This window comes from Sulfitobacter sp. G21635-S1 (assembly GCF_027213915.1).
Lineage (GTDB): Bacteria > Pseudomonadota > Alphaproteobacteria > Rhodobacterales > Rhodobacteraceae > Sulfitobacter.
The window spans coordinates 1-21,004 of the sequence record NZ_JAPWGV010000007.1 but is presented as its reverse complement, the minus strand read 5'-3'; the positions used below and the strand labels follow the sequence as shown (position 1 = coordinate 21,004).

Genomic DNA, 21,004 nt, shown 5'->3' with positions numbered 1-21,004 from the left:
AATATGGCGCGGGGAGCGGCCTGTGGAATTTGTTGCCAACTGCGGTTTTCAGACTCTGGACTGTTTACGTCTCGGAAACAATCGGGGGATGCGGTTGACGATCAACAATCAACACGACCTAGAGCCTGGCCAATTCCCTGATCGCCTCGGGCAGGGGGTAGTGGTGGTTGCCGACGAAGAGCCCATTGGCGTCGATGTAATCGGCATTCGCCAGTACCCCGTGAATTTCGTGGTCGATGTGTTGCATGACCTCGTTCTTGGCAAAGTTTCCGGCCACGATGGGACGGCACTCAAAGCCCTTTTCCCCCAATTCGCGGACCAGTTGCGCCCGTGTTCCGGCGTGTTCTTCCCGCAGGACCAGCGAAAAGCCGAACCAGCTTGATTTGCCGATCTCGCGCTGGATCATGAAGCGCGGATGCCCTTCAAGCGCTTCCTGCAGCAGCGCGCCATTGGCCTGCCGGCCTTCGACCAGCCCCGGCAGCTTCCTGATCTGCTCCCGCCCCAGCGCGCCGGACATCTCCAGCGGTCGCAGGTTGTACCCCGGCAGGACAAAGCGAAAGCTCTCTTCAAAGGGATCGTCCGATTTTTCACCCGTGACGTGGTTGAACTTGGGCAGGTTCCGGGTCCAGCCATGGGCCCGCAGGGACAGCATGACGTGATACAACTCCTCGTCATCGGTCACGACCATGCCGCCTTCCATGGTCGAGATGTGGTGCGAGAAAAAGGACGAATAACTGCCCATCACGCCGAAGGTGCCTGCCTGCTTGCCGTCAAAGGTAGCACCCATGGATTCGCAATTGTCCTCGATCATCACGATGCCGCGCGGTTCTGTCAGGGCTTTGAGCCGGGCAAAGTCATTGGGGTTGCCCAGCAGGTTCACCACCATCAGCGCGCGCGTCTTGTCGGTGATCGCGGCCTCCAGCGCATCAAGGTCGTAGTTCAGCGTTTCGCGGTCGATGTCCACGAACTTCAGCCGTAGGCCGTATTGCGACAGGGGATAATAGGTGGTGGACCAGCTGACCGCAGGCACGATCACCTCGTCCCCCCGGCTCAGTTTCAGCGCGGCGTTCCTGGTGTAGAACAGCGCCGCCGTCATCAGCAGGTTTGCGGAAGACCCAGAATTGACCATGACCGCGAACTTCGAGCCGAAGAGATCGGCGAATTCTTCCTCATAGGCGCGGACCTCCGGCCCCATGGAGAACATGTCGGATTTGATCACCCGGTCGATGGCGGCATATTCCGCGTCGTCCCAGGAGGACGTGGCAAGGGGGTAGGTAAAGCTCATGACGCATGGTGCTCCAGGTAATGGCGGTAGGTCTTGGCGATCCCGTCGCGCAATGTGGTCGGGGCCTGCCAGCCCCAGGCAGTCTGCCGGTCGGTGGCGCAGAGTTTCTGTTTCATGCCGACAGGGCGGGACAGGTCGTGGGTGAATGTCCCCTGCCAGCCGATCACCCCGGCGACGGTTGCGTAGTAATCGTTGATCGAATGATCATGACCCAGCCCGATGTTCATGGCACCGGGAAGGCTGGCCGGATCCTGCACCGCTTTCCAGACGGCATCGGCCAGATCTCCCGCATACATGAATTCGCGCCGCGCGGTGCCGTCGCCCCAGATTTCCACCGTATCGGCCCCGGTCTGTTTTGCCTCATGCACCTTGTGGATGATCGCCGGCAGCAGGTGCGAGGCTTTGGGGTCGAACTTGTCATATGGCCCATAAAGATTGCAGGGGATCAGCGTCTTGTACTGCGCTTCGGGGTCTTCAGCGCGGATATAGTCGCAGAGTTTCATCGCCATGATCTTGGCAATGGCATAGCCCTCGTTGGTGGGTTCCAGCGGACCGGTGAGGATGCTTTCCTCCCGCAGGGGGTTCTGCCCCTCTGCGGGATACATGCAGGTCGAGGCGAGGTTGATCAGCCGTGACACCCCGGCGGCACGCGCGCCCATGATGACATTGCGCCCGATGGCGATGTTCTGTTCCAGGAATGCCACCGGATGCGCCATATTCGCCTGGATGCCGCCGACGCGCCCGGCGGCATGGACGATCACGTCGGGCTGCTGTGCGGCGATGTAATCGGCGGTCTGGCGGGCATCCGTCAGATCCACCTCGGCAGAGCCGGGGGCCAGCACCTGCCAACCGGACGCGGCCGCATGTTCGCGGATGTTGCGGCCCACCATGCCACCGCCACCGGTGAGAAAGAGCTTGCCCGCCACCGCTCAGTCCTCGCGCGACATCTGCGGATCATAGCCGTGATCCTTCAGCACCCGTTCGCGCTGGGCGTTGCGCAGGTCGTTTGCGACCATTTCGGCACACATCTCCTGCGCGGTGATCTGGGGCACCCAGCCCAGCTTGGCCTTGGCCTTGGAGGGATCACCCAGTAGCGTTTCCACCTCTGCCGGGCGGAAATAGCGCGGATCGATGCGGAAAATCACGTCCCCCTCGCGCAGTGCCGGGGCCTTGTCGCCGGTGATTTTGTCGACGATGCCGATCTCCTCCACGCCGCTGCCTTCGAACCGCAGCGTCAGGCCCAGCTCGGCCGCTGACCATTCGATGAACTGGCGCACGGAATACTGGACGCCGGTGGCAATCACATAGTCCTCGGGCGTGTCTTGCTGCAACATCATCCACTGCATGCGCACATAGTCCCTGGCATGCCCCCAGTCGCGCAGTGCGTCGATGTTGCCCATGTAGAGGCAGGGTTCCAGCCCCTGTGCGATGTTCGACAGGCCGCGTGTGATCTTGCGGGTGACAAAGGTCTCGCCCCGGCGCGGGCTCTCGTGATTGAACAGGATGCCGTTGCAGGCATACATCCCATAGGCCTCGCGGTAATTCACCGTGATCCAATAGGCGTACATCTTGGCCACGGCATAGGGGCTGCGGGGGTGAAACGGTGTTGTTTCGGTCTGCGGCGTTTCCTGGACGAGGCCATAAAGCTCCGACGTCGACGCCTGATAGAACCGCGTCTTGTGATCCATCTTGAGGAACCGGATCGCCTCCAGCAGGCGCAGCGCTCCGGTGGCATCTACATCAGCGGTATATTCCGGGGCCTCAAAGCTGACCGCGACATGGCTTTGTGCGCCAAGATTGTAGACCTCATCGGGCTGCACCTCGGCCAGGATGCGGGTCAGGTTGGATGTATCGGTCAGATCGCCGTAATGCAGGTGAAAATTGCGGTTCCGCTCGTGCGGATCCTGAAAGATGTGGTCGATCCGCTGGGTGTTGAACAGGGATGCGCGGCGCTTGATCCCGTGCACTTCATAGCCTTTTTCCAGCAGGAGTTCGGCCAGGTAAGAGCCGTCCTGCCCTGTGACGCCGGTGATGAGTGCTTTTTTCATGTGACTTTCCTGCCGTAACTTTCTGTCCTTCTATGTCATCAGATGGCATAGGCCAATACGCTCGGCATTGACGATGCCTGACAGCCGGTGTTCGGTGTGTCCAAGCAGAGGAGCCGTCTCATGTATGTAATCGACCCGCCCAAGCAGGCCAGCCTTGCCGTACAGGGAAGCGAAAACCGGTTTCCGATCCGGCGGATATTCTGCGTCGGTCGGAATTACGAAGCGCATGCCCGCGAGATGGGCAAGGACCCGACGCGCGAGGCGCCGTTCTTTTTCACAAAGCCGGCGGATGCCGCATTGGATACGCCCTGCACGATCCCCTATCCGCTGTTGACCGAGAACCTGCATTACGAAATCGAATTGATCATTGCCATCGGCAAGGGCGGCGTGCGGATCGCTGAAGCTGATGTGATGGAACATGTCTGGGGCGCATCCGTGGGTCTGGACATGACGCGCCGCGATCTGCAGGGCGAGGCCAAGGAGATGGGCCGCCCCTGGGACTGGGGCAAGGCGTTCGACAAATCTGCGCCGATTGCCCCGATCAAACCATTGGCGGAGGTCCCCAGTATCGAAAAGGGGCGCATCTGGCTGGCGGTGAACGGCAAGGTTCGGCAGGACGCGGACCTTTCCGACCTGATCTGGTCAGTGCGTGAACATGTCTCGATCCTGAGCCATTCCATGGCCCTGGCCCCCGGCGACGTGATCATGACCGGCACACCCGCTGGCGTGGGGGCCGTTGTTACCGGTGACGTGATCACCGGCGGTGTCGAAGGCATCGGCGAGCTGGAAGTCACCATCGGGCCGCGCGCATGAGCGATCTTGTCCTGCATAATTATTTTCGGTCCTCCACCTCCGTCCGGGTCCGGGCCGCGCTGAACCTCAAGGGGCTCAGCTATGACTACGTCCCGCTTTCCCTGCTGAAGGGGGAGCAGGCCAGCGCCGAACACCTGGCACTGAACCCTTCGGGATTGGTCCCGACGCTGGTCACGCCGCAGGGTGCGCTGCCGCAATCTCTGGCGATCCTCGAATGGCTGGACGAAGTGCATCCGGAGCCGCCGCTGTTGCCGGCTGACCCATGGGGCAGGGCGCGGGTGCGCAGCCTGTCGCAGATCGTCGCGCTGGACATCCACCCGGTCAACAACCTGCGCATCCTCCAGCATCTGGAGGCTGAATTCGGCGTGGACGCGGCGGGCAAGGCGGCCTGGTTCCGCAAGTGGGCCGGGGCGGGCATGCAGGCGCTTGAGGCGCGGCTGGCCGCCGAGCCTGAGACCGGAAAGTTCTGTCACGGCGATACCGTTGGGTTGGCCGATCTGTGCCTTTACGCCCAGGTCCTGAACAACGCGCGCTTTGAGGTCGATATGAGCAACTGTCCGACCATCCTGAGAATTCACGACAATTGCATGGAGATCCCCGCGCTGGAACAGGCCACGCCGCCGAACCAGCCGGATGCATCAACGTCCCGCCTTTGACCAAAGGCAGATCACATCGCCAATGTCCCGGGAGCGCGTAGCGCGGCAGGGTATTGGCGATGCAATATCAAGGCGGGGCGTCCTATCTGATCGGATGTTCTGAAAGGAAATCGAGCAGGCAGGATGCGACATCGCCCGGCGCATCCCAGATGATCGAGTGCCCGGCGTTTTCCACGGTAAATTCGGTCTTCTTCCCGATCCCGTCGAAACCCGGTTTCGCCAGGGCGGGCGGCACAAGGATATCCTGCGCGCCATAGAGGATCAGCGCCGGGCAGGTGACGTCTGAAAGGCTTGCCTCTGGCCGGAAGAGTTTGAAGGCGTCAATCTGATGGGCCATCGCGTCTGCGGATTGCGCATAGGGATAGGCCAATGCGGCGTTGAGCGCCGCTTCGGCATTGCCGGGATCGGTGAAGAACGCGGGCCCGAAGATCCAGGGGTAGAGCGCGCGCAGCCATGTCTCCTCGCCCATTGGCATCCGGCGGATGGCCAGCAGCGAGTCGAACACCGCCGTTGTGCGCGGGCTGCGCACCCGGCCCGAGGCCATGACGGTTGCGGATGCAACCCGGTCTGCGAACAGACCGGCAATCTCAAGCGTCATCAGCCCGCCCATCGAATGCCCCGCCACGTGAAACCGCGCATGACCCAGATGGTCCATCAGCGCGATCACGTCGCGGACCATCAGGTCCATTGTCGCCGGCGCGTCCTTTGGCGTTGTGCGTCCGGTGCTGCGGTTGTCAGGGCGGATCACCGTGAAACTGTTGCGAAGCAGGGGCACAAGGGGCGTCCAGGCGGCACTGTCGCTGAGCATGCCCGCGAGCAGGACCAGGGGCGGTCCGTTCCCTTCGACTTCATAATGCAGGGACAGGTCGTTCAACGCGAGGTCAGGCATTCAGGTCGCTCCAGCAGGGCAAGAGGTCACCGGGGCGTGGCGACGCGTGAAAGATCGCGCGGGCGATGGCGCGGGACAGGCACAGGGCGGCGGCATGGCCGATCATCATGACATCACCGGGGGTGCCGCCCCCGGTGCTGAGCGCAAAGACCAGATCGCCGTCATGGGGCGTATGCGCCGGGACCGTTGCGCGACCGATGCCGTCATGTGCCGCGACGGCGACGCGGTGACACTGCGCCTTGGTCAGTGCGGCGTTGGTGGCGACAATCGCGATGGTGGTGTTTTCCCGTGGCGTTTGCGCGCGCAGCTTCCGGCTGTCCAGTGACATGCCAAGGCCGCTGGCAGGATCCGGCCCCAGACCACCGAATTCAGCCCCCACCTCGAAAGGTGCAGCGTAGAAATGCCGGTCCCCCGGTGTGGTCACGGCCCCGACCGGATTGGCAGCGACAAGCGCCCCCACCGTGGTGCCATCCGGCAGCACGAGGGAGGCAGAGCCAAGTCCACCCTTCATCATCGCGCTCAGCGCGCCGGTGCCTGCACCGGCTGTCCCCAGTTCGAATTCAAGCGTCGCCGCGTCGAAGGCCCGCCGCCCCAGCGCGCGATATGGGTTGTCGGACCAGGTCTTGTCCCCGCCATTGAGCAGGTCGAACAGGATTGCCCCCGGCACAAGCGGGATGACGGCACCGCCCACCTGAAAACCGCGCCCCGCCGCGCGCAGCTCGTCAACCACGCCGGAACAGGCGTCGAGCCCGAATGCCGAGCCGCCCGAGAGCACCAGCGCATCCACGGCTTCGACGGATTTGTCCGGGGCAAGCAGATCGGTCTCGCGCGTGCCGGGAGCACCACCCATCACATGCACCGATGCGGTAAAGGGCGCATCCCCGACAACAACGGTCGTGCCGGATTTCAGCACCTCATCCTGCGCGTTGCCGACCCAAAGGCCGGGGACATCCGTGATCAGGTTTCTGGGGCCGGTGTTCATGGGGCACGCCTGCTTTGGTTCGGGAACAGCATCTGAAAAGGCATCTGGTCAGATGCGGGGCTTCGCGGCGGCGGTTGCCGGGTCGCCAGTGTTCGGCACACCCTTTGGTTCGATCAGCAGAACCTCGCATTCCTGATCGGCGCGTGGCCGGTGGGTCACGCCTTTCGGCACGACAAAGATTTCCCCCGCCTTCACTGGATGCGCCTCGTCTTCAAGTTCCATCACCATTTCCCCCTTGAGCACCAGAAAGAAATCATCAGTGTCCTCGTGCAGATGAAACGGGAAAGCGCCCTGGAATTTGACAACCATGACGTCATTGTCGTTGTAATCCGCGATCACATGCGGATCCCAGTGGCTGCTGATCCGGGCCAGCTTCCCGGCGAGATTGATGGTCTTCATATGCAGCGGCCGCCGTCGACTTCCATGGCGACACCGGTGATCATGCTGGCTTCGTCCGAGCAGAGAAACAGTGCCGCATTCCCCATGTCCTGCGGGGTCGAGAACCGGCCAAGCGGGATGGTGGACAGAAACTTCGCCCGCATTTCCGGCGTGTCCTCGCCCATGAAACTTTTCAGAAGCGGGGTTTCCCCCGCGACCGGGTTCAGCGCGTTCACCCGGATGCCCTTGGGGGCGAGTTCGACCGCCATTGTCTTGGTCGCGGTGATCATCCAGCCCTTGGAGGCATTGTACCAGTTCAGGTTCGGACGGGGCGAGACGCCGGCGGTTGAGGCAATGTTGAGGATCGCACCTGCCGCGCGTTCCTTCATATGCGGCACCAATGCGCGGGCGGTCAGGTAGACCGACTTCATGTTCACATTGAACACGCGGTCAAAATCCTCTTCCGACACTTCATCAAGAGGGGTCGGCAGGTGTGTCACACCCGCATTGTTGATCAGGATGTCCACATGGCCCCATTCCTCGATCGCCGTGCGGCACATGTCGTTGACGGAAAGGCCGTCGCTGACGTCGACGGTATGTGCGATGGCGTGATCGCCCATTTCCTGCGCCAGATCGCTTGCGGCGGAACCGTTCAGATCGGCGATCATGACGCGCGCACCGTCTTGCAGGAAACGACGCACGATGCCGGCCCCGAACCCGGAGGCGCCGCCGGTGATGATGGCTGTTTTTCCGGTCAGTCTCATGGCATGGGCTCCTTCCAATTGGGTGAGGACTCTACTGTGCCGCCTGTCGGATGGCTTGCCAAGCCCGCTCAGCGTTCGACGCGAAAAGAGAAACTTCCCGCCTGATTGGCAGTTCGCGGCGGGCGGCGCGTGATTTCGCAGACACCTTCGCAGGCCTCAAGGCAGTGCTGCCAGAAAACCATCGCCCCCGCCGGGTTCCTTGCCACGCCAAGCACCCAATCCCCACCAAGCGCGAGAAATATCATCTCGGCGGCCTGGGTTCCGATGCCCTGATGCCGGTGGGCGGGCAGGATGGTGAATTCGGTCAATTCGTGGGTGCCGTCGGGGTGGTTCCAGACCAGGGCAAAGCCGATGGGCTCGCCGTCCTGTTCGATCAGATAGGGATGGCGGCCGGGTTCGATCCAGTAGCGGTCCAGCGCATTGGGAAAGAAGGCAGGGCCATTTGGCAGCACCTCCCTGAAATAGCTGCGGGCCATCCCGTCAAGGACGGCGCGGCGCGACTCCGGCACCGGGGCTATGGAAATCCTGGCCGTCATTCTGCCGCGTGAATTTGCGGCAGGACCGGGGCTGCGTCGATCAGGCTGCGAGTATAGGGGTGCTTCGGGTTGTCAAAGGTTTCCGCTGTCGGCCCTTCTTCGACGATCTTGCCCGATTGCATGACCAGCACCCGGTCGGTAACTGTCCGTACCACCGACAGATCATGCGAGATGAACAGATAGGTCAGATCATAGGTGCCGCAAAGCTCCGCCAGCAGATCGAGGATCTGCGCGCGCACCGAGACATCCAGCGCGCTGACGGCCTCGTCGAACAGGATCAGCTCGGGCCGGATGATCAGCGCGCGGGCGATGGCGATGCGCTGCCGCTGCCCGCCGGAGAATTCGTGGATGTACTTGCGGGCGTCCGCCGGGGTCAGCCCCACGGCTGTCAGCGCCTCGTCAATCGCCCGTGTCCGGTCCGCGCCGGCCGGCGGGTCGGGCAGCAGGTGAAACGGTTCCGTCACCAGACGGTCCACCCGGTGCCGGGGGTTGAAACTGCCAAAAGGGTCCTGGAACACCACCTGCATCTTGCGCCGCACCGCAAGGTTGGGCGCATTGCCGGAGAATACCGGCGCCCCGTCCAGTGTGATCGTGCCGGACTGAACCTGCTCAAGCCCCAGCACCGCGCGGGTCAGGGTGGATTTTCCACACCCCGACTCCCCGACAAGGCCAAGCCGCTCGCCCCGGTGGATGGTAAAGGACACGTCATCCACGGCACGGAAATGCCCTGCCGGGCTGAACAGGATCGTGCGCGGCAGACGGTAGTCGCGGCTGACATTCGTGACCTCAAGCAGCGGCGGCTGGGCGGAGACCTCGGGCAGGGAAACCTGGTGGCCGGAGGCGGCGAAGAGCATCCTGGTATAGGGATGATTCATGTGCCGCAGCAGATGCCTGGTTTCACCCTCTTCCACCACTTCGCCCTCGCGCATCACTGTAATGCGGTCTGCCATGTCGGCCACCACGGCGAGGTCATGGGTGATCATCATCAGGCCCATCCCGTCGGCGCGGGCCAGATGCTTGAGCAGGTCGAGGATCTGTGCCTGGGTCGTGACGTCCAGCGCGGTGGTGGGTTCGTCGGCGATCAGCAGGCGGGGCCGCAGCGCGATGGCCATGGCGATCACCACACGCTGGCGCTGGCCACCCGACAATTCATGCGGATAGCGGCCAAGCGGGAACCGGTCCTGCGGCAGGCCCACGCGGGTCAGCGTCTCTGCCGCGCGGATTTCAGCGGCGGCGCGCGATATGCTGCGGTCGTGGATGCGGATCGTCTCGGCGACCTGCGCGCCGATAGTCTGCACCGGATTGAGCGCGGTCATCGGCTCCTGAAAGACCATGCCGATGTCGTTGCCCCGGATGCCGCAGAGTGTCTTTTCGTCCTGCTGCGTCAGGTCCGTCTCGCCCAACATGATCCGGCCCTTTGTCTGCGTTCCCTTCGGCAGGAGCTGCATCGCTGCCAATGCCGTCAGCGATTTGCCCGATCCGCTTTCGCCGGTGATGGCGACAATCTCGCCCGCAGCGATGGACAGGGTCACGTCCCGCAGGATGTCGAGACCGTAGATCGACAGCGACAGGTTCTGGATCGACAGCAGGCTCATGCGCGGACGACCCGCAGCCGGGGGTCGAGATAGTCACGCAACCCGTCGCCCATCAGGTTCAGGCCAAGCACTGTCAGGATGATCGCAAAGCCCGGCACCAGCGCCATATGCGGCGCAATGCTGACCAGCGTCTGCGCATCGGCCAGCATCCGGCCCCAGGAGGGCGTCGGCGGCTGCGCGCCCAGGCCAACATAGCTCAGCGCCGCTTCGGCAAGGATACCCAGGGAGAACTGGATGGTGCCCTGCACGATCAGCAGGTTGGTGACATTGGGCAGGATATGTTCGACCGATATGCGTGCCGCGGATTTGCCCGCCACCCGCGCCGCAAGGATGAACTCGCGCTGCCAAAGCGACAGGGCCGCACCCCGTGTGATCCGGGCAAAGACGGGGATGTTGAAGATACCGATGGCGATGATCGCGTTGATCGCGCCCGCGCCGAAGATCGCGGTGATCAGGATTGCGATGACGATGCTGGGAAAGGCAAAGACAAGGTCGTTGCCGCGCATGATCAACTCGTCAAGCCAGCTGCCCTGCCGTGCGGCGGCCCATAGCCCCAGGGGAATGCCCAACCCCATACCGATGCCCACCGCCACCAGCGCCACCGCGATGGAGGTGCGTGCGCCGACCATGATCATGCTCAGGATATCGCGCCCGAAATGATCGGTGCCCAGCAGATGCACCGCGTTGGGCGTTTGCAGCTTGTTCGGTATGTTCAGTGCCACATGATCATAGGGTGTCCAGACAAAGCTGATCAGCGCCGCAAGCACGAAGAGCGCCGAGAGCATCCCGCCAAGGATCAGGTTTCGCCTCATGACCGCGACCTCAGCCGGGGGTCCACGGCGGCATAGGCAAGATCGACCAGGAAATTGACCACGATGACCGAAAAGACCAGCAGCATCACCACCGATTCCACCACGATCAGGTCGCGGGCCGAAATCGACTGGAACACCAGCCGCCCCAGACCGGGTAGGTAGAACACCTGTTCGATGATGATCGACCCGGCCAACAGGAAGGAAAACTGTAGCCCGATGATGGTCAGCACCGGAATCAACGCATTGCGCAAACCGTGCCGCCACAGCGCCTGCCGCTCTGTCAGCCCTTTTGCGCGGGCGGTGCGCATGAAATCCTCGCCCAGCACATCCAGCAGCGAAGACCGCATGACGCGTGCCAGAATCGCCGCCTGTGGCAGGGCAAGGGCTATGGCAGGCAGGGTCAGCGCATGCATCCCGGCCCAGAAACCCTTGTCCCAGCCGACAAAGCCGCCGGCCGCGAACCAGCGCAGGTTGATGGCAAAGATCAGGACCAGCATCATTGCGAACCAGAAGTTCGGGATGGCAACGCCAAGCTGGGTGGCCCCCATGACGCCGATGTCGCCCGCCTGTCCCCGGCGCGACGCGGCAAAAATCCCGGCGGGAAAGGCCACGGCGGTGCTGAGCGCGAGCGCATAAAGTGCAAGCGGCAGGGAGACCCACAACCTGTCTGCCACCATCCCGATCACCGGTGTGCGGTAGGTATAGGAGGTGCCGAAATCGCCGGTCAGCATGCCGCCGACCCAGGCCAGGTATCGCGCCACCTTCGAAGTATCCAGGCCAAGTTCGGTACGCAGCGCTGCAAGGGTTTCAGGCTGCGCGTTCATGCCCAGCATGAAGGACGCCGGATCGCCGGGTGCCACTTCGATCACGGCAAAGATCACCAGCGAAGCGACAGCGAGGCTCAGCAGGAGGGAGAGCAATCTTTTGAATGTATATCTGACCATTTTTCCGAAGGTTATGCGCAGTGGTCGGAACCGTCCAGTGGATAAGATCAGGGCGGTGCGCCTGGCGGTCGGCTGGGCCGGATGTGGCTTTTGAATGTCTTAAGACATAGGGGCAGAAAGTTATTCGCTTCAAACGAAAAGAAAGATCAGAAAAATTTTATAAATTAAAACAATGTATTGAGCGGCGCATCACGCAGGTGTCGCCGGGCTGCACCGGGCCGTCTCGGAACTGCCCGCCGCCGTGAGTGTTGGTTCTTCAACAGTAAATCAAGGAGTATGATTATGAATTTTGTCGTAAAAACAATCGCCGCCGCAAGCCTGATGGGCAGCGTTGCCGCACCCGCCCTTGCCGATGCGCACATGAGCACTTCCATGACATGTGCCGAATACAAGGCATTGACCCCCGAAGAACAGATGACCGTTGCCTCGATGGCAATTGCCGAAATTGACGGCGAAACCGACGGAATGGTGACCGATGGCAATGCCAAGGCAGACCAGGGCACCATGGGAACCACCTCCGCCGAGGAAGCAACTGACGGTACTTCCGAAACCGGCAGTGTCATCGACGGTGAAGCCCAGGCGGTCGAGCCGACCGGCGGCAATACCGCGGCATCCAACATGACGGCAGTGCCGATGGATGAAGCTGCGATGGAAGCTTTCATGACAATCTGCGACCAGAATCTGGACGCCATGGTGTCAGAAGCTGCAGCCGGTCTTGACGGCACCAGATAAGACCTGTTTCTGAATGACCGGATCAGGGCGCCTTCGGGTGCCCTTTTTCGTTTCTGCCCGACAGAGAGATGGCATTTGTGTGGTGGCAGGTTAGATTTGGCCGATGAGGCAGCCCCTGTTCATCGGTCACGACATTTACCGCCATTCGACCTACGGCCGCTGGCACCCTTTGCGGGTGCCGCGCGTGTCCACGGTCATGGATCTGGCGCGGGCGCTGGGCTGGCTGGAGGAGGGTCAATTCATCAGATCACCCCGCGCCAAGCCCGAAGCGCTGACCCATTGGCATACCCCGCGCTATATCGCGGCGCTTCAGCGGATCGAGAAGGAACAGGCCGCGGCCCCGGCAGATTTTGAGAACCATGATATCGGCAGCGTGACGAACCCGGTCTTTCCGGAGATTTTCCGCAGACCGGCGACGGCGGCGGGCGGTTCGATCCTTGCCGGTGAACTATTGAAGGATGGCGGGACGGTCTACAGCCCGGCAGGTGGCACGCATCACGGGATGCCGGACCGCGCCAATGGTTTCTGCTATCTTAACGATCCGGTTCTGGCGATGCTGTCCCTGCGGCATCACGGGGTCCGGCGGATCGCTTTTGTGGACATAGACGCACATCACCCGGATGGGGTGGAGGTCGGCTTTGCCGGTGATCCGGATTGCCTGATGATGTCGATCCACGAAGAACACCTGTGGCCCCGCACCGGCCCGCTGGAAAACGACGGTGGCGGAAATGCCTTCAACCTGCCGGTGCCGCGCGGATTCAACGATACCGAAATGGCCTTTGTCAGAGAGGAATTCCTGATCCCGCGCCTGCTGTCGTTTCAGCCCGACGCCATCGTGTTTCTATGCGGTGCCGATGGTCTGGAAGAGGACCCGTTGTCGCACATGCATCTCAGCAACAATGCCCATTGGGACGTTCTGCGCGCCATCCGGGGGCTTGCCCCAAGGCTGCTGGTTCTGGGTGGAGGCGGGTACAATCCGTGGTCGGTGGGCCGGATGTGGGCGGGCATCTGGGGCATACTGAATGATCATGCGCTGCCCGGTCTCTTGCCTGCCCCTGCCGAAGCCGTGCTGCGCGCGTTGCGGTTCGACGGGAACCGGCGGGGCAGGAACCCGCCGGAGCACTGGTTTACCACGCTGCAGGACAAGCCGCGCCCGGGCATCCTGCGTGACGAGGTTGCGCAGCGCGTTGACCATCTGAACAAGCGTCCGGTGATCTAGTCACCCGGAATCAAAGTTCGGCTCATTGAATACCACTCTCAACGGCAGGTTCGCACCCGACCCCGAGGGCGGCCTTCCATTTTGCGAGGCATTTCCATTTTTCCATACTTATCAGAATCTTGCGAGGTCGGAATTTCGCACCCGCCGTTTTGCCGAAGGCAAACCTGCGGTTTGACGGGGGCGGGGTCGGGTGCGAACCGGATCGCAAGCGATCCGGGGCCAGTGGGAAATGATGCGCATTTCGTTTCCGCCATACTAGGCCCTGTGGACATTCATTTCCGATTGAAACGGGTGGTGGAAGATGAACGCCGCAGGCCCTGGAGTCAGCCCATCCGTTCAATGGCCAGCGCGATCCCCTGACCGCCGCCGATACACATGGTGATCAGGGCGCGCCTGCCGCCGATCCGCTCAAGCTCGTACATTGCCTTGACCGTGATGATCGCACCTGTCGCCCCGACGGGGTGGCCCAATGCAATCGCGCCACCATTCGGGTTCACGATTGCGGGGTCAAAGCCCAGTTTCCGGGAAACCGCCACGGCCTGCGATGCAAAGGCCTCGTTGCTTTCGATGACATCGAAATCGCCGGCCGTCAGCCCGGTCTGCGCCAGCAGGTTTTCAACCGCGGGCACGGGGCCGATCCCCATCACCTCGGGCCTTACCCCGGCGTGGGCATAGCCGATGATCCGCGCACGGGGGGTCAGGCCGGATTTCTCAGCTGCTTCAGCGGTGGCCAGAACGACCGCAGCCGCGCCATCGTTGATCCCGCTGGCATTGCCCGCCGTCACACTGCCGTCTTTCTTGAACACGGCGCGCAGCCCGGCCAGCGCCTCTGCCGTGGTGGCCTTGGGATGTTCATCAACCTCGAAATTGACCGTATCGCGCTTTACCCGGGTTTCGACGGGGGTGATCTGTTCCTTGAAATATCCTGCCGCGATGGCCGCCGCCGCCCTTTGCTGACTCTCCAGCGCGAAGGCGTCCATGTCCTCGCGGCTGATCCCGTGTTCCGCCGCCACGTTTTCCGCAGTGACGCCCATGTGGCCGCTGCCAAAGGGGCAGTTCAATGTCCCCAGCATCATGTCCAGCGATTTGACATCGCCCATCTTCTGACCCCAGCGGGCGTTCTGAAGGAGGTAGGGCGAACGCGACATGTTCTCTGCCCCGCCGGCAAGGCCGAATTCCGCGTCACCCAGCATCAGGGATTGTGCAACCGACACGATGGCCTGCACACCGGACCCGCACAGGCGGTTCACGTTCATCGCCGGAACCACGTCGGGCACACCCGCCTGCATGGCGGCGACACGCGACAGATACATGTCGCGCGGTTCGGTGTTGATGACATTGCCAAAGGCGACATGCCCGATGCGATCAGGGGTCACCCCCGCGCGTTCCATCGCGGCTTTCGCCGCAGCAGTCCCCAGGTCGATGGGGGGTGTACCGGCCAGTGACCCGCCAAAAGTGCCAATGGCGGTCCGTGCGCCACCCAGGATAACGATGTCTTGTGTCATGACGGTTCCTTTGATGTTTGTTCGAATATGCCGCAGCTCTTGCCGGATGTCAGGAAAAGCCTGCCGGGACCTCACGTCAATTCCATGTGTTGCGCGTTGGTCGGTTGTTGACTTTCACCCGGGCGCGGTCAATTCCTCCGTCATGACGGAAAGCTCTGACACAATGTTGACCCAGCTGCCTGCGCGCCTGAAACAGGCGCGGCTGGGGCAGGGCCTGTCGCTTGAGGCGATTGCGAAATTGTCGGGTGTGTCCCGGTCCATGGTCAGCCAGATCGAGCGGGGAGAATCATCGCCCACCATCGCGACGTTGTGGAACCTGACCCGTGCCTTGCAGGTCGATTTCGCCGGTCTGCTGGACGGCGCGCCGCAGGTGTCGCGGATTGAATTGCTCAGGGCTCAGGATGTGCCGGCCATCAACAATCTTGGTTCCGGGTGCCGGATTCGCATCCTGTCCCCGCCAGAGGAGGCGGGCAGGCATGAGGTTTACGATCTTTACATAGCCGCCGGTGGTGCTCTGGACAGCCAGCCGCATGCGCGGGGTGCGCGCGAGCATCTGACCGTGATCGAAGGCCGCATCAGCCTGCGCAGCGGGGAAAGCGCGCAGGTGCTGAATACATCTGACACCGCCCGCTATCCTGCGGATGTGAACCATTGCATCGCTGCGCATGAAGGTCCGGCACGGGCCTTTCTGGTGGTACATTACGCCTGAAGCGCGCGCGTGTTTCTGCTATAAGAGAAAATTTCCGGAATATTGGATATTTTGGTTTTGTGCCGTGATGCGCCATGTTAGAGCAAGGAAAAGGACATGCGCATGACCCAGGCCTATCTGAACCATATCGAAAACATCCTGACGCAGATTGATGCGGACGGCATGATGAAGAAAGAGCGGATGATCACCTCCGCCCAGGCCGCGACAATCAATGTGGGCGGGCACTCCGTCATCAACCTCTGCGCGAACAACTACCTGGGGCTGGCCGATCACCCCGAGCTGATCGCTGCGGCGCAGGATGCGATGGGCCCCAAGGGGTTCGGCATGGCCTCTGTCCGCTTCATCTGCGGCACGCAGGATATTCACCGTAAGCTTGAACAGAAGCTGGCGGCCTTCCTGGGCAAGGATGATTCCATCCTTTTCGCCGCCTGTTTCGACGCAAATGGCGGCCTGTTCGAACCGCTGTTCGGACCGGAAGATGCCATTGTCTCGGATGCGCTGAACCATGCCTCCATCATCGACGGCATCCGGCTTTGCAAGGCCAGACGGTATCGTTACGCCAACAGCGACATGGACGATCTGGAAGGGCAGTTGAAACTTGCCCGGGAGGACGGCGCACGGTTCATCCTGATCGCGACGGATGGCGTGTTCAGCATGGACGGCTATCTGGCGAAACTGCCAGAGATCACCGCGCTGGCAAATAAATACGAGGCGCTGGTGATGGTGGACGATTGCCATGCCACCGGGTTCATGGGGCCAAAGGGCGCGGGAACCCCCGCCCATTTCGGGGTGGATGTGGACCTGCTGACCGGCACCCTGGGCAAGGCGCTGGGCGGGGCCATCGGCGGCTATATCGCAGGGCCGCAGCCGGTGATCGACCTGCTGCGCCAACGTGCGCGGCCCTACCTTTTCTCCAATTCCCTGCCGCCTGCCATCGTCATGGCCGGGCTCAAGGCGCTGGACCTGGTCGAGGCGGGCGACGACCGGCGTGAGAAGCTGTTCGCGAATACCGCCTATTGGCGCGCCGGTCTTGAGCGGCTGGGGTTTGACCTGCTGCCGGGTGAACATCCCATCGTTCCGGTCATGCTGGGTGAAGCGCAGCTGGCGCAGGACATGGCCGCGCGCCTGTTCGAGGAGGGCGTCTATGTCTCGGGCTTTTTCTTCCCGGTTGTGCCGCGCGGACAGGCGCGGATCCGTACCCAGATGAATGCGGCATTGACGCGCGATGAGCTGGATCGCGCGCTGACGGCGTTCGAGGTGGCGGGCAAGGCCTGCGGGGTGCTGTCATGACCAACGAGATGAAGGCGCTGAGCAAGCTGCACGCGCGAGAAGGCCTGTGGATGACCCATGCCCCGGTGCCCGAGATCGGTGCCGACGACGTGCTGATCAAGATCAACAAGACCGGCATCTGCGGCACCGATATTCATATCTGGAACTGGGACGACTGGGCGGCAAAGACCGTGCCCGTGCCGATGATCACCGGTCACGAATTCGCGGGCGAGATTGTCGAGATCGGGCGCAATGTCGAAGGGCTGGAGATCGGGCAGCGCTGTTCGGGCGAGGGGCATCTGATCGGCAAGCAATCGCGGCAATCGCGCGCGGGCAAGTTTCACCTGGACCCGGCGACGCGGGGCATCGGCGTGAACGAACAGGGGGCCTTTGCGCAATACCTCAAACTGCCCGCTTTCAACGTGGTGCCCTTGCCCGATACGATCAGCGATGACATCGGCGCGATCCTGGACCCTCTGGGCAACGCCGTGCATACTGCGCTGAGCTTTGACCTTGTGGGCGAGGATGTGCTGATCACCGGTGCCGGGCCGATCGGCATCATGGCGGCGGCGGTGGCGCGGCACGTGGGTGCGCGGCACGTGGCGATCACCGACATCAACCCGGCGCGGCTGGAACTGGCGGCCAGGGTAGCGGATGTGGTGCCGGTCAACGTGGCCCAGGAAGACCTGCGCGACGTCATTGCCCGCCTGAAGATGAAGCAGGGTTTCGACGTCGGCATGGAGATGTCGGGGTCACAGGCTGCACTGGATCAGATGGTCGAGGCCATGACCATGGGCGGGCGGATCGCCATGCTGGGCATACCGCCGGGAAAATCGCCGGTGGACTGGAGCCGCATCGTGTTCAAGGCGATCACGATCAAGGGCGTCTATGGCCGCGAGATATTCGAGACCTGGTACAAGATGATCGCGATGCTGGAAAACGGGCTGGATGTCTCGGCCATCATCACCCACCGGTTTGGCGTTGATGATTTCGAAGCCGGGTTCGCCGCGATGAAGTCCGGCCAGTCGGGAAAGGTTGTGCTGGACTGGACCTGAGGCAGGTCACGCCGGCGTTTATCTTTCCGGCGTGAGTGGGTTGCGGCCCTTGTCGGTGAGTGTCCAGCAATTGCTGCCCTCAAAGACCGCCGCCGTCAGCGGTTGCCCGTATCCCGCCCCGCTGTCGAGATTGATCCGGTTGCCGTAATGCGTTGCCTGATCGACCGGCGTATGACCGTGGACGATGATCTTGGGGTGCGGTTCCGCATATTCGTGAAACTCATTGCGAATCCACAACAGGTCTTCCTCGTCCTGCCGGGACAGCGGGATGCCGGGGCGAATGCCCGCATGACAGAAGAACAGCGCATCGGTCTCGTGGCACAGGTCAAGCCCTTTCAGGAACTCCAGATGCGCCTGTGGAACCGCCTTGCGCGCCGCTTCGTGGACGGCCAGCATCCGGTTCCGTGATCCAAAGTCGACCCCGTAGGATTCCAGCGTGGTGTCACCGCCCAGCCGCCTGTGCAGCCAGTAAAGCTCGACCGGCAGATAGGCCTCGTGCTGGGGGTAATCGCGCATGAACCATTCGAACATGCGGTCATGATTCCCCTTGATGAAAGTCCAGGGTCGGTTGCTGCGTTGCCCCTCGATCAGCAGGTCGAGCACACCGCGGCTGTCCGGGCCACGGTCGGTGTAGTCCCCGAGAAAAACGATCCGGGCGTCGCCGCCACCATCGGCTTCGATCAGGGATAGCACCCGCTGCAATTCCTGCAGCTGGCCGTGAATGTCGCCGATGGCGTAAATGGGATCAGTCATGCGCAGCAGGTAGCGCAGGCCGACCCGCAAGAAAAGCCCCTAGGCTCTGGACCCATTAATTCTACATGCTCAGCGGCAATTTCACAAAATTTCAATGGTTTGGGGCGTGCAGCCAATAGTGGTTCTATTTGCAAACGGCCCAAGACGTTGAAATGAAGCGAAATCGCCGCCCTTCGGGTTTGACGGATTTTCCCGAAGCCTGCGTCACATCTGCTTGAAATAGAACCACTATTCTTGCGCAGATGTTCCTGGTCTGCGAAAAAATCTGTCAAACTGAGCATATAGAGTTAATGGGTCCAGAGCCTAGCCGTCAGCCTGACGATATGCGTCAAGCGGTGCCAGGATATCTGCGATGACACCACGGATCCAGATATGTGCAGCTGCATTGGTGCGTCGCCGGTGCCAGATCATGCCAATCACCGGCTCCGGCATGACGACAGGGGGCGGCAGAACCTGCAGGTTCAGCTTTGTGCTGATCTTTCTTGCCAGTTGATCGGGGACAACCGCAACATAATCGGTTTCAGCCACGGCGCTGCACACGCCGTACATGACCGGAAGTGTCATGACGACACGTCGGTTTCGGCCAACCTTGGCCAATGCGGCGTCAGCCATCGCCGCAAGGTTCCCTTCCGGCGAAAACAGGACATGGCTGAGATCGCAAAAGGTGTCGATGTCGATTTCACCGGGCGTCGGCAAGGCTGCCAGCCGCGGATGCCCGCGCCGCGCGATCATGGAAAAACGCGCACGGAACATCGGCTGCCATTCCATCCAGGACGGGCCTTCCATCTGGGGCACCATGGCCAGGTCGACATCCTGCCGTTCCAATGCACCGGCGAAGTTGTCCGGCACCAGATCGACAAGCTGAATGCGAACGCCGGGTGCCTCCTGCGCGATTTTCTCCGCCAGCTGCGGCATCAGCATCTCGGCAAAGAAATCGCTGCCAGACAGGCGAAACCGGTCGTCCGCGATGCTGGGATCGAAACGCGGCGGGCCTGAAAGTATGGATTCGGTTTGATCCAGCAATGTCCGCAGTGGTTCGGCAAGTGACAGGGCATAGTCGGTTGGTTCAAGCCGGGGACCGATCCGTATCAGCAGGGGGTCGTTCAGCGCGGCACGCAACCGCGCCAGCGCAGCGGATACCGCCGGTTGCGAAAGCCCGATCCGCTGGCCCGCGTGGGTCGCTGACCGGGTTTCCAGCAACGCGTCAAGAACGCGGAGCAAATTCAGATCAAAGCTGCCAAAATTCATATCATCTATAATGATAATACATTTAATTAATTTTTTATATGGCGAAATTTATGGCATAGTATCAGCACGATTTTTGCAAAAAAGTCATTCTTTATGGGGGCTGCTCCTCGCTTCTGCGTGGCAGCCCTCTTTTGCGGACGGTGCTGTGTTCGTGTGGATTGGAAACTGGATGAATTGGAAGGGCAAATGAAAGGTCTCGCGTTTTATTTTTTGTTGGTGGGTGTGCTTTCGGTGCTGGTCGGGATGGTTTGGGGCATTCAGATGTCAGCCACGCACGATCATGGCCTCTCCCCCGCGCATGGGCATCTCAACCTGATCGGCTGGGTCAGCATGACGCTGTTTGCCCTTTATTATCACGTGGTGCCCGGTGCCGCGCAAAGCCGCCTGGCGATGATCCACTTTGCCGTCTCCGTGGTCGGGCTGATCGTACTGGTGCCGGGCATTGCCATCGTCCTGTCGGGTGGTACGGAATCGCTGGCCAAGATCGGTTCAATGATCACGGTTGTGGCCATGCTCCTGTTTCTTGCAGTGGTGCTGCGCAACCGCGCGGCCTGAACGAAAAAGGGCGCTCCTGCCGGAGCGCCCCGAGGCTGCTGAAAAAGCACGTTCCTGCACCCGCTCCCCCCGAAACAACGAAATCGTTCTTCCACGACGCCAGCCACAAGCCTTGGCCCGGGTGCCAGCCCGGGCCGCGCCCGACCCTCCCGTCAAACCGAAGGTTTGCCTCCGGCAAAACGGGAGGGCGCGTTTGGTGACTTCTCGTATCACACTGACAACATTGATATTTGTAAGGGAGGCGCTCCGAATGCGCG

Annotated in this window: 22 protein-coding genes; 8 read left to right on the top strand and 14 right to left on the bottom strand. The window is 61.8% G+C overall.

Annotation, left to right across the window (positions count from 1 at the left end; genetic code table 11):
* Nucleotides 1-118 precede the first annotated feature (118 nt).
* From O4H53_RS08960 to gmd, 3 genes are read right to left on the bottom strand one after another with little or no spacing between them, the layout of a single operon-like run.
* Nucleotides 119-1,285, bottom strand: coding sequence for a DegT/DnrJ/EryC1/StrS family aminotransferase (locus O4H53_RS08960; RefSeq protein ID WP_269363092.1), 1,167 nt, complete (start codon nt 1,283-1,285; stop codon nt 119-121).
* Nucleotides 1,282-2,211, bottom strand: coding sequence for a GDP-L-fucose synthase family protein (locus O4H53_RS08955; protein ID WP_269363090.1), 930 nt, complete (start codon nt 2,209-2,211; stop codon nt 1,282-1,284). Before O4H53_RS08955 ends, O4H53_RS08960 begins: the two co-directional genes overlap by 4 nt.
* A 3-nt stretch (nt 2,212-2,214) precedes the next feature.
* Nucleotides 2,215-3,333 carry a GDP-mannose 4,6-dehydratase gene (gene gmd, locus O4H53_RS08950; RefSeq protein WP_269363088.1) on the bottom strand — a complete coding sequence of 373 codons (1,119 nt, stop codon included), beginning with the start codon at nt 3,331-3,333 and terminating at the stop codon, nt 2,215-2,217.
* A gap of 120 nt (nt 3,334-3,453) precedes the next feature.
* On the opposite strand from gmd, the gene O4H53_RS08945 reads away from it, so the two are divergent.
* Together O4H53_RS08945 and maiA are read left to right on the top strand one after the other, a co-directional pair.
* Nucleotides 3,454-4,146, top strand: a complete 693-nt coding sequence (locus tag O4H53_RS08945) for a fumarylacetoacetate hydrolase family protein (protein ID WP_269363086.1) — start codon at nt 3,454-3,456, stop codon at nt 4,144-4,146.
* On the top strand, nt 4,143-4,802 hold the full coding sequence (gene maiA / locus O4H53_RS08940; protein WP_269363085.1) for a maleylacetoacetate isomerase: 660 nt from the start codon (nt 4,143-4,145) through the stop codon (nt 4,800-4,802). Before O4H53_RS08945 ends, maiA begins: the two co-directional genes overlap by 4 nt.
* An 82-nt stretch (nt 4,803-4,884) precedes the next feature.
* Here the strand turns inward: maiA and O4H53_RS08935 are convergent, their stop codons facing one another.
* From O4H53_RS08935 to O4H53_RS08900, 8 genes are all read right to left on the bottom strand, one after another.
* Nucleotides 4,885-5,691 carry an alpha/beta fold hydrolase gene (locus O4H53_RS08935; protein WP_269363083.1) on the bottom strand — a complete coding sequence of 269 codons (807 nt, stop codon included), beginning with the start codon at nt 5,689-5,691 and terminating at the stop codon, nt 4,885-4,887.
* The gene (locus O4H53_RS08930; protein ID WP_269363081.1) at nt 5,684-6,673 is read right to left on the bottom strand and encodes a P1 family peptidase; all 990 of its coding nucleotides are present in this window, start codon (nt 6,671-6,673) and stop codon (nt 5,684-5,686) included. Before O4H53_RS08930 ends, O4H53_RS08935 begins: the two co-directional genes overlap by 8 nt.
* Before the next feature lie 48 nt (nt 6,674-6,721).
* The gene (locus O4H53_RS08925) at nt 6,722-7,072 is read right to left on the bottom strand and encodes a cupin domain-containing protein (protein WP_269363079.1); all 351 of its coding nucleotides are present in this window, start codon (nt 7,070-7,072) and stop codon (nt 6,722-6,724) included.
* Nucleotides 7,069-7,815 carry an SDR family oxidoreductase gene (locus O4H53_RS08920; protein ID WP_114274112.1) on the bottom strand — a complete coding sequence of 249 codons (747 nt, stop codon included), beginning with the start codon at nt 7,813-7,815 and terminating at the stop codon, nt 7,069-7,071. Before O4H53_RS08920 ends, O4H53_RS08925 begins: the two co-directional genes overlap by 4 nt.
* A 68-nt stretch (nt 7,816-7,883) precedes the next feature.
* The gene (locus O4H53_RS08915; protein ID WP_269363076.1) at nt 7,884-8,351 is read right to left on the bottom strand and encodes a GNAT family N-acetyltransferase; all 468 of its coding nucleotides are present in this window, start codon (nt 8,349-8,351) and stop codon (nt 7,884-7,886) included.
* A complete protein-coding gene (locus tag O4H53_RS08910) occupies nt 8,348-9,946 on the bottom strand; it encodes an ABC transporter ATP-binding protein (protein ID WP_269363074.1) in 1,599 nt (532 codons plus the stop codon). Before O4H53_RS08910 ends, O4H53_RS08915 begins: the two co-directional genes overlap by 4 nt.
* The gene (locus tag O4H53_RS08905) at nt 9,943-10,758 is read right to left on the bottom strand and encodes an ABC transporter permease (RefSeq protein ID WP_269363072.1); all 816 of its coding nucleotides are present in this window, start codon (nt 10,756-10,758) and stop codon (nt 9,943-9,945) included. Before O4H53_RS08905 ends, O4H53_RS08910 begins: the two co-directional genes overlap by 4 nt.
* On the bottom strand, nt 10,755-11,702 hold the full coding sequence (locus O4H53_RS08900) for an ABC transporter permease (protein ID WP_114274116.1): 948 nt from the start codon (nt 11,700-11,702) through the stop codon (nt 10,755-10,757). The genes O4H53_RS08905 and O4H53_RS08900 overlap by 4 nt, the downstream gene beginning before the upstream one ends.
* A 282-nt stretch (nt 11,703-11,984) precedes the next feature.
* On the opposite strand from O4H53_RS08900, the gene O4H53_RS08895 reads away from it, so the two are divergent.
* Both O4H53_RS08895 and O4H53_RS08890 read left to right on the top strand, forming a co-directional pair.
* Entirely contained in the window at nt 11,985-12,434 is a 450-nt protein-coding gene (locus O4H53_RS08895) for a hypothetical protein (RefSeq protein WP_269363069.1), read from the top strand.
* Nucleotides 12,435-12,537: 103 nt separating this feature from the next.
* Entirely contained in the window at nt 12,538-13,653 is a 1,116-nt protein-coding gene (locus O4H53_RS08890; protein ID WP_269363068.1) for an acetoin utilization protein AcuC, read from the top strand.
* Between the two features lie 323 nt (nt 13,654-13,976).
* Here the strand turns inward: O4H53_RS08890 and O4H53_RS08885 are convergent, their stop codons facing one another.
* Nucleotides 13,977-15,158 carry an acetyl-CoA C-acyltransferase family protein gene (locus tag O4H53_RS08885; protein WP_269363066.1) on the bottom strand — a complete coding sequence of 394 codons (1,182 nt, stop codon included), beginning with the start codon at nt 15,156-15,158 and terminating at the stop codon, nt 13,977-13,979.
* Nucleotides 15,159-15,300: 142 nt separating this feature from the next.
* Here O4H53_RS08885 and O4H53_RS08880 point away from each other — a divergent pair, with 142 nt between their 5' ends.
* The 3 genes from O4H53_RS08880 to tdh all read left to right on the top strand — a co-directional run bounded on the left by O4H53_RS08880 (nt 15,301) and on the right by tdh (nt 18,191).
* The gene (locus tag O4H53_RS08880; protein WP_269363065.1) at nt 15,301-15,867 is read left to right on the top strand and encodes a helix-turn-helix domain-containing protein; all 567 of its coding nucleotides are present in this window, start codon (nt 15,301-15,303) and stop codon (nt 15,865-15,867) included.
* A gap of 102 nt (nt 15,868-15,969) precedes the next feature.
* Nucleotides 15,970-17,157: a glycine C-acetyltransferase gene (locus O4H53_RS08875; RefSeq protein WP_269363349.1), complete on the top strand. Its 1,188-nt coding sequence runs from the start codon at nt 15,970-15,972 to the stop codon at nt 17,155-17,157.
* Nucleotides 17,154-18,191, top strand: coding sequence for an L-threonine 3-dehydrogenase (gene tdh, locus O4H53_RS08870; RefSeq protein ID WP_269363063.1), 1,038 nt, complete (start codon nt 17,154-17,156; stop codon nt 18,189-18,191). Before O4H53_RS08875 ends, tdh begins: the two co-directional genes overlap by 4 nt.
* A gap of 18 nt (nt 18,192-18,209) precedes the next feature.
* On the opposite strand, the gene O4H53_RS08865 is transcribed toward tdh, so the two are convergent.
* Both O4H53_RS08865 and O4H53_RS08860 read right to left on the bottom strand, forming a co-directional pair.
* A complete protein-coding gene (locus tag O4H53_RS08865; protein ID WP_269363061.1) occupies nt 18,210-18,944 on the bottom strand; it encodes a metallophosphoesterase family protein in 735 nt (244 codons plus the stop codon).
* Between the two features lie 303 nt (nt 18,945-19,247).
* The gene (locus O4H53_RS08860; RefSeq protein ID WP_269363059.1) at nt 19,248-20,165 is read right to left on the bottom strand and encodes a LysR family transcriptional regulator; all 918 of its coding nucleotides are present in this window, start codon (nt 20,163-20,165) and stop codon (nt 19,248-19,250) included.
* Nucleotides 20,166-20,345: 180 nt separating this feature from the next.
* On the opposite strand from O4H53_RS08860, the gene O4H53_RS08855 reads away from it, so the two are divergent.
* Nucleotides 20,346-20,747, top strand: a complete 402-nt coding sequence (locus O4H53_RS08855) for a hypothetical protein (RefSeq protein ID WP_331284229.1) — start codon at nt 20,346-20,348, stop codon at nt 20,745-20,747.
* The last annotated feature ends 257 nt before the right edge of the window (nt 20,748-21,004 follow it).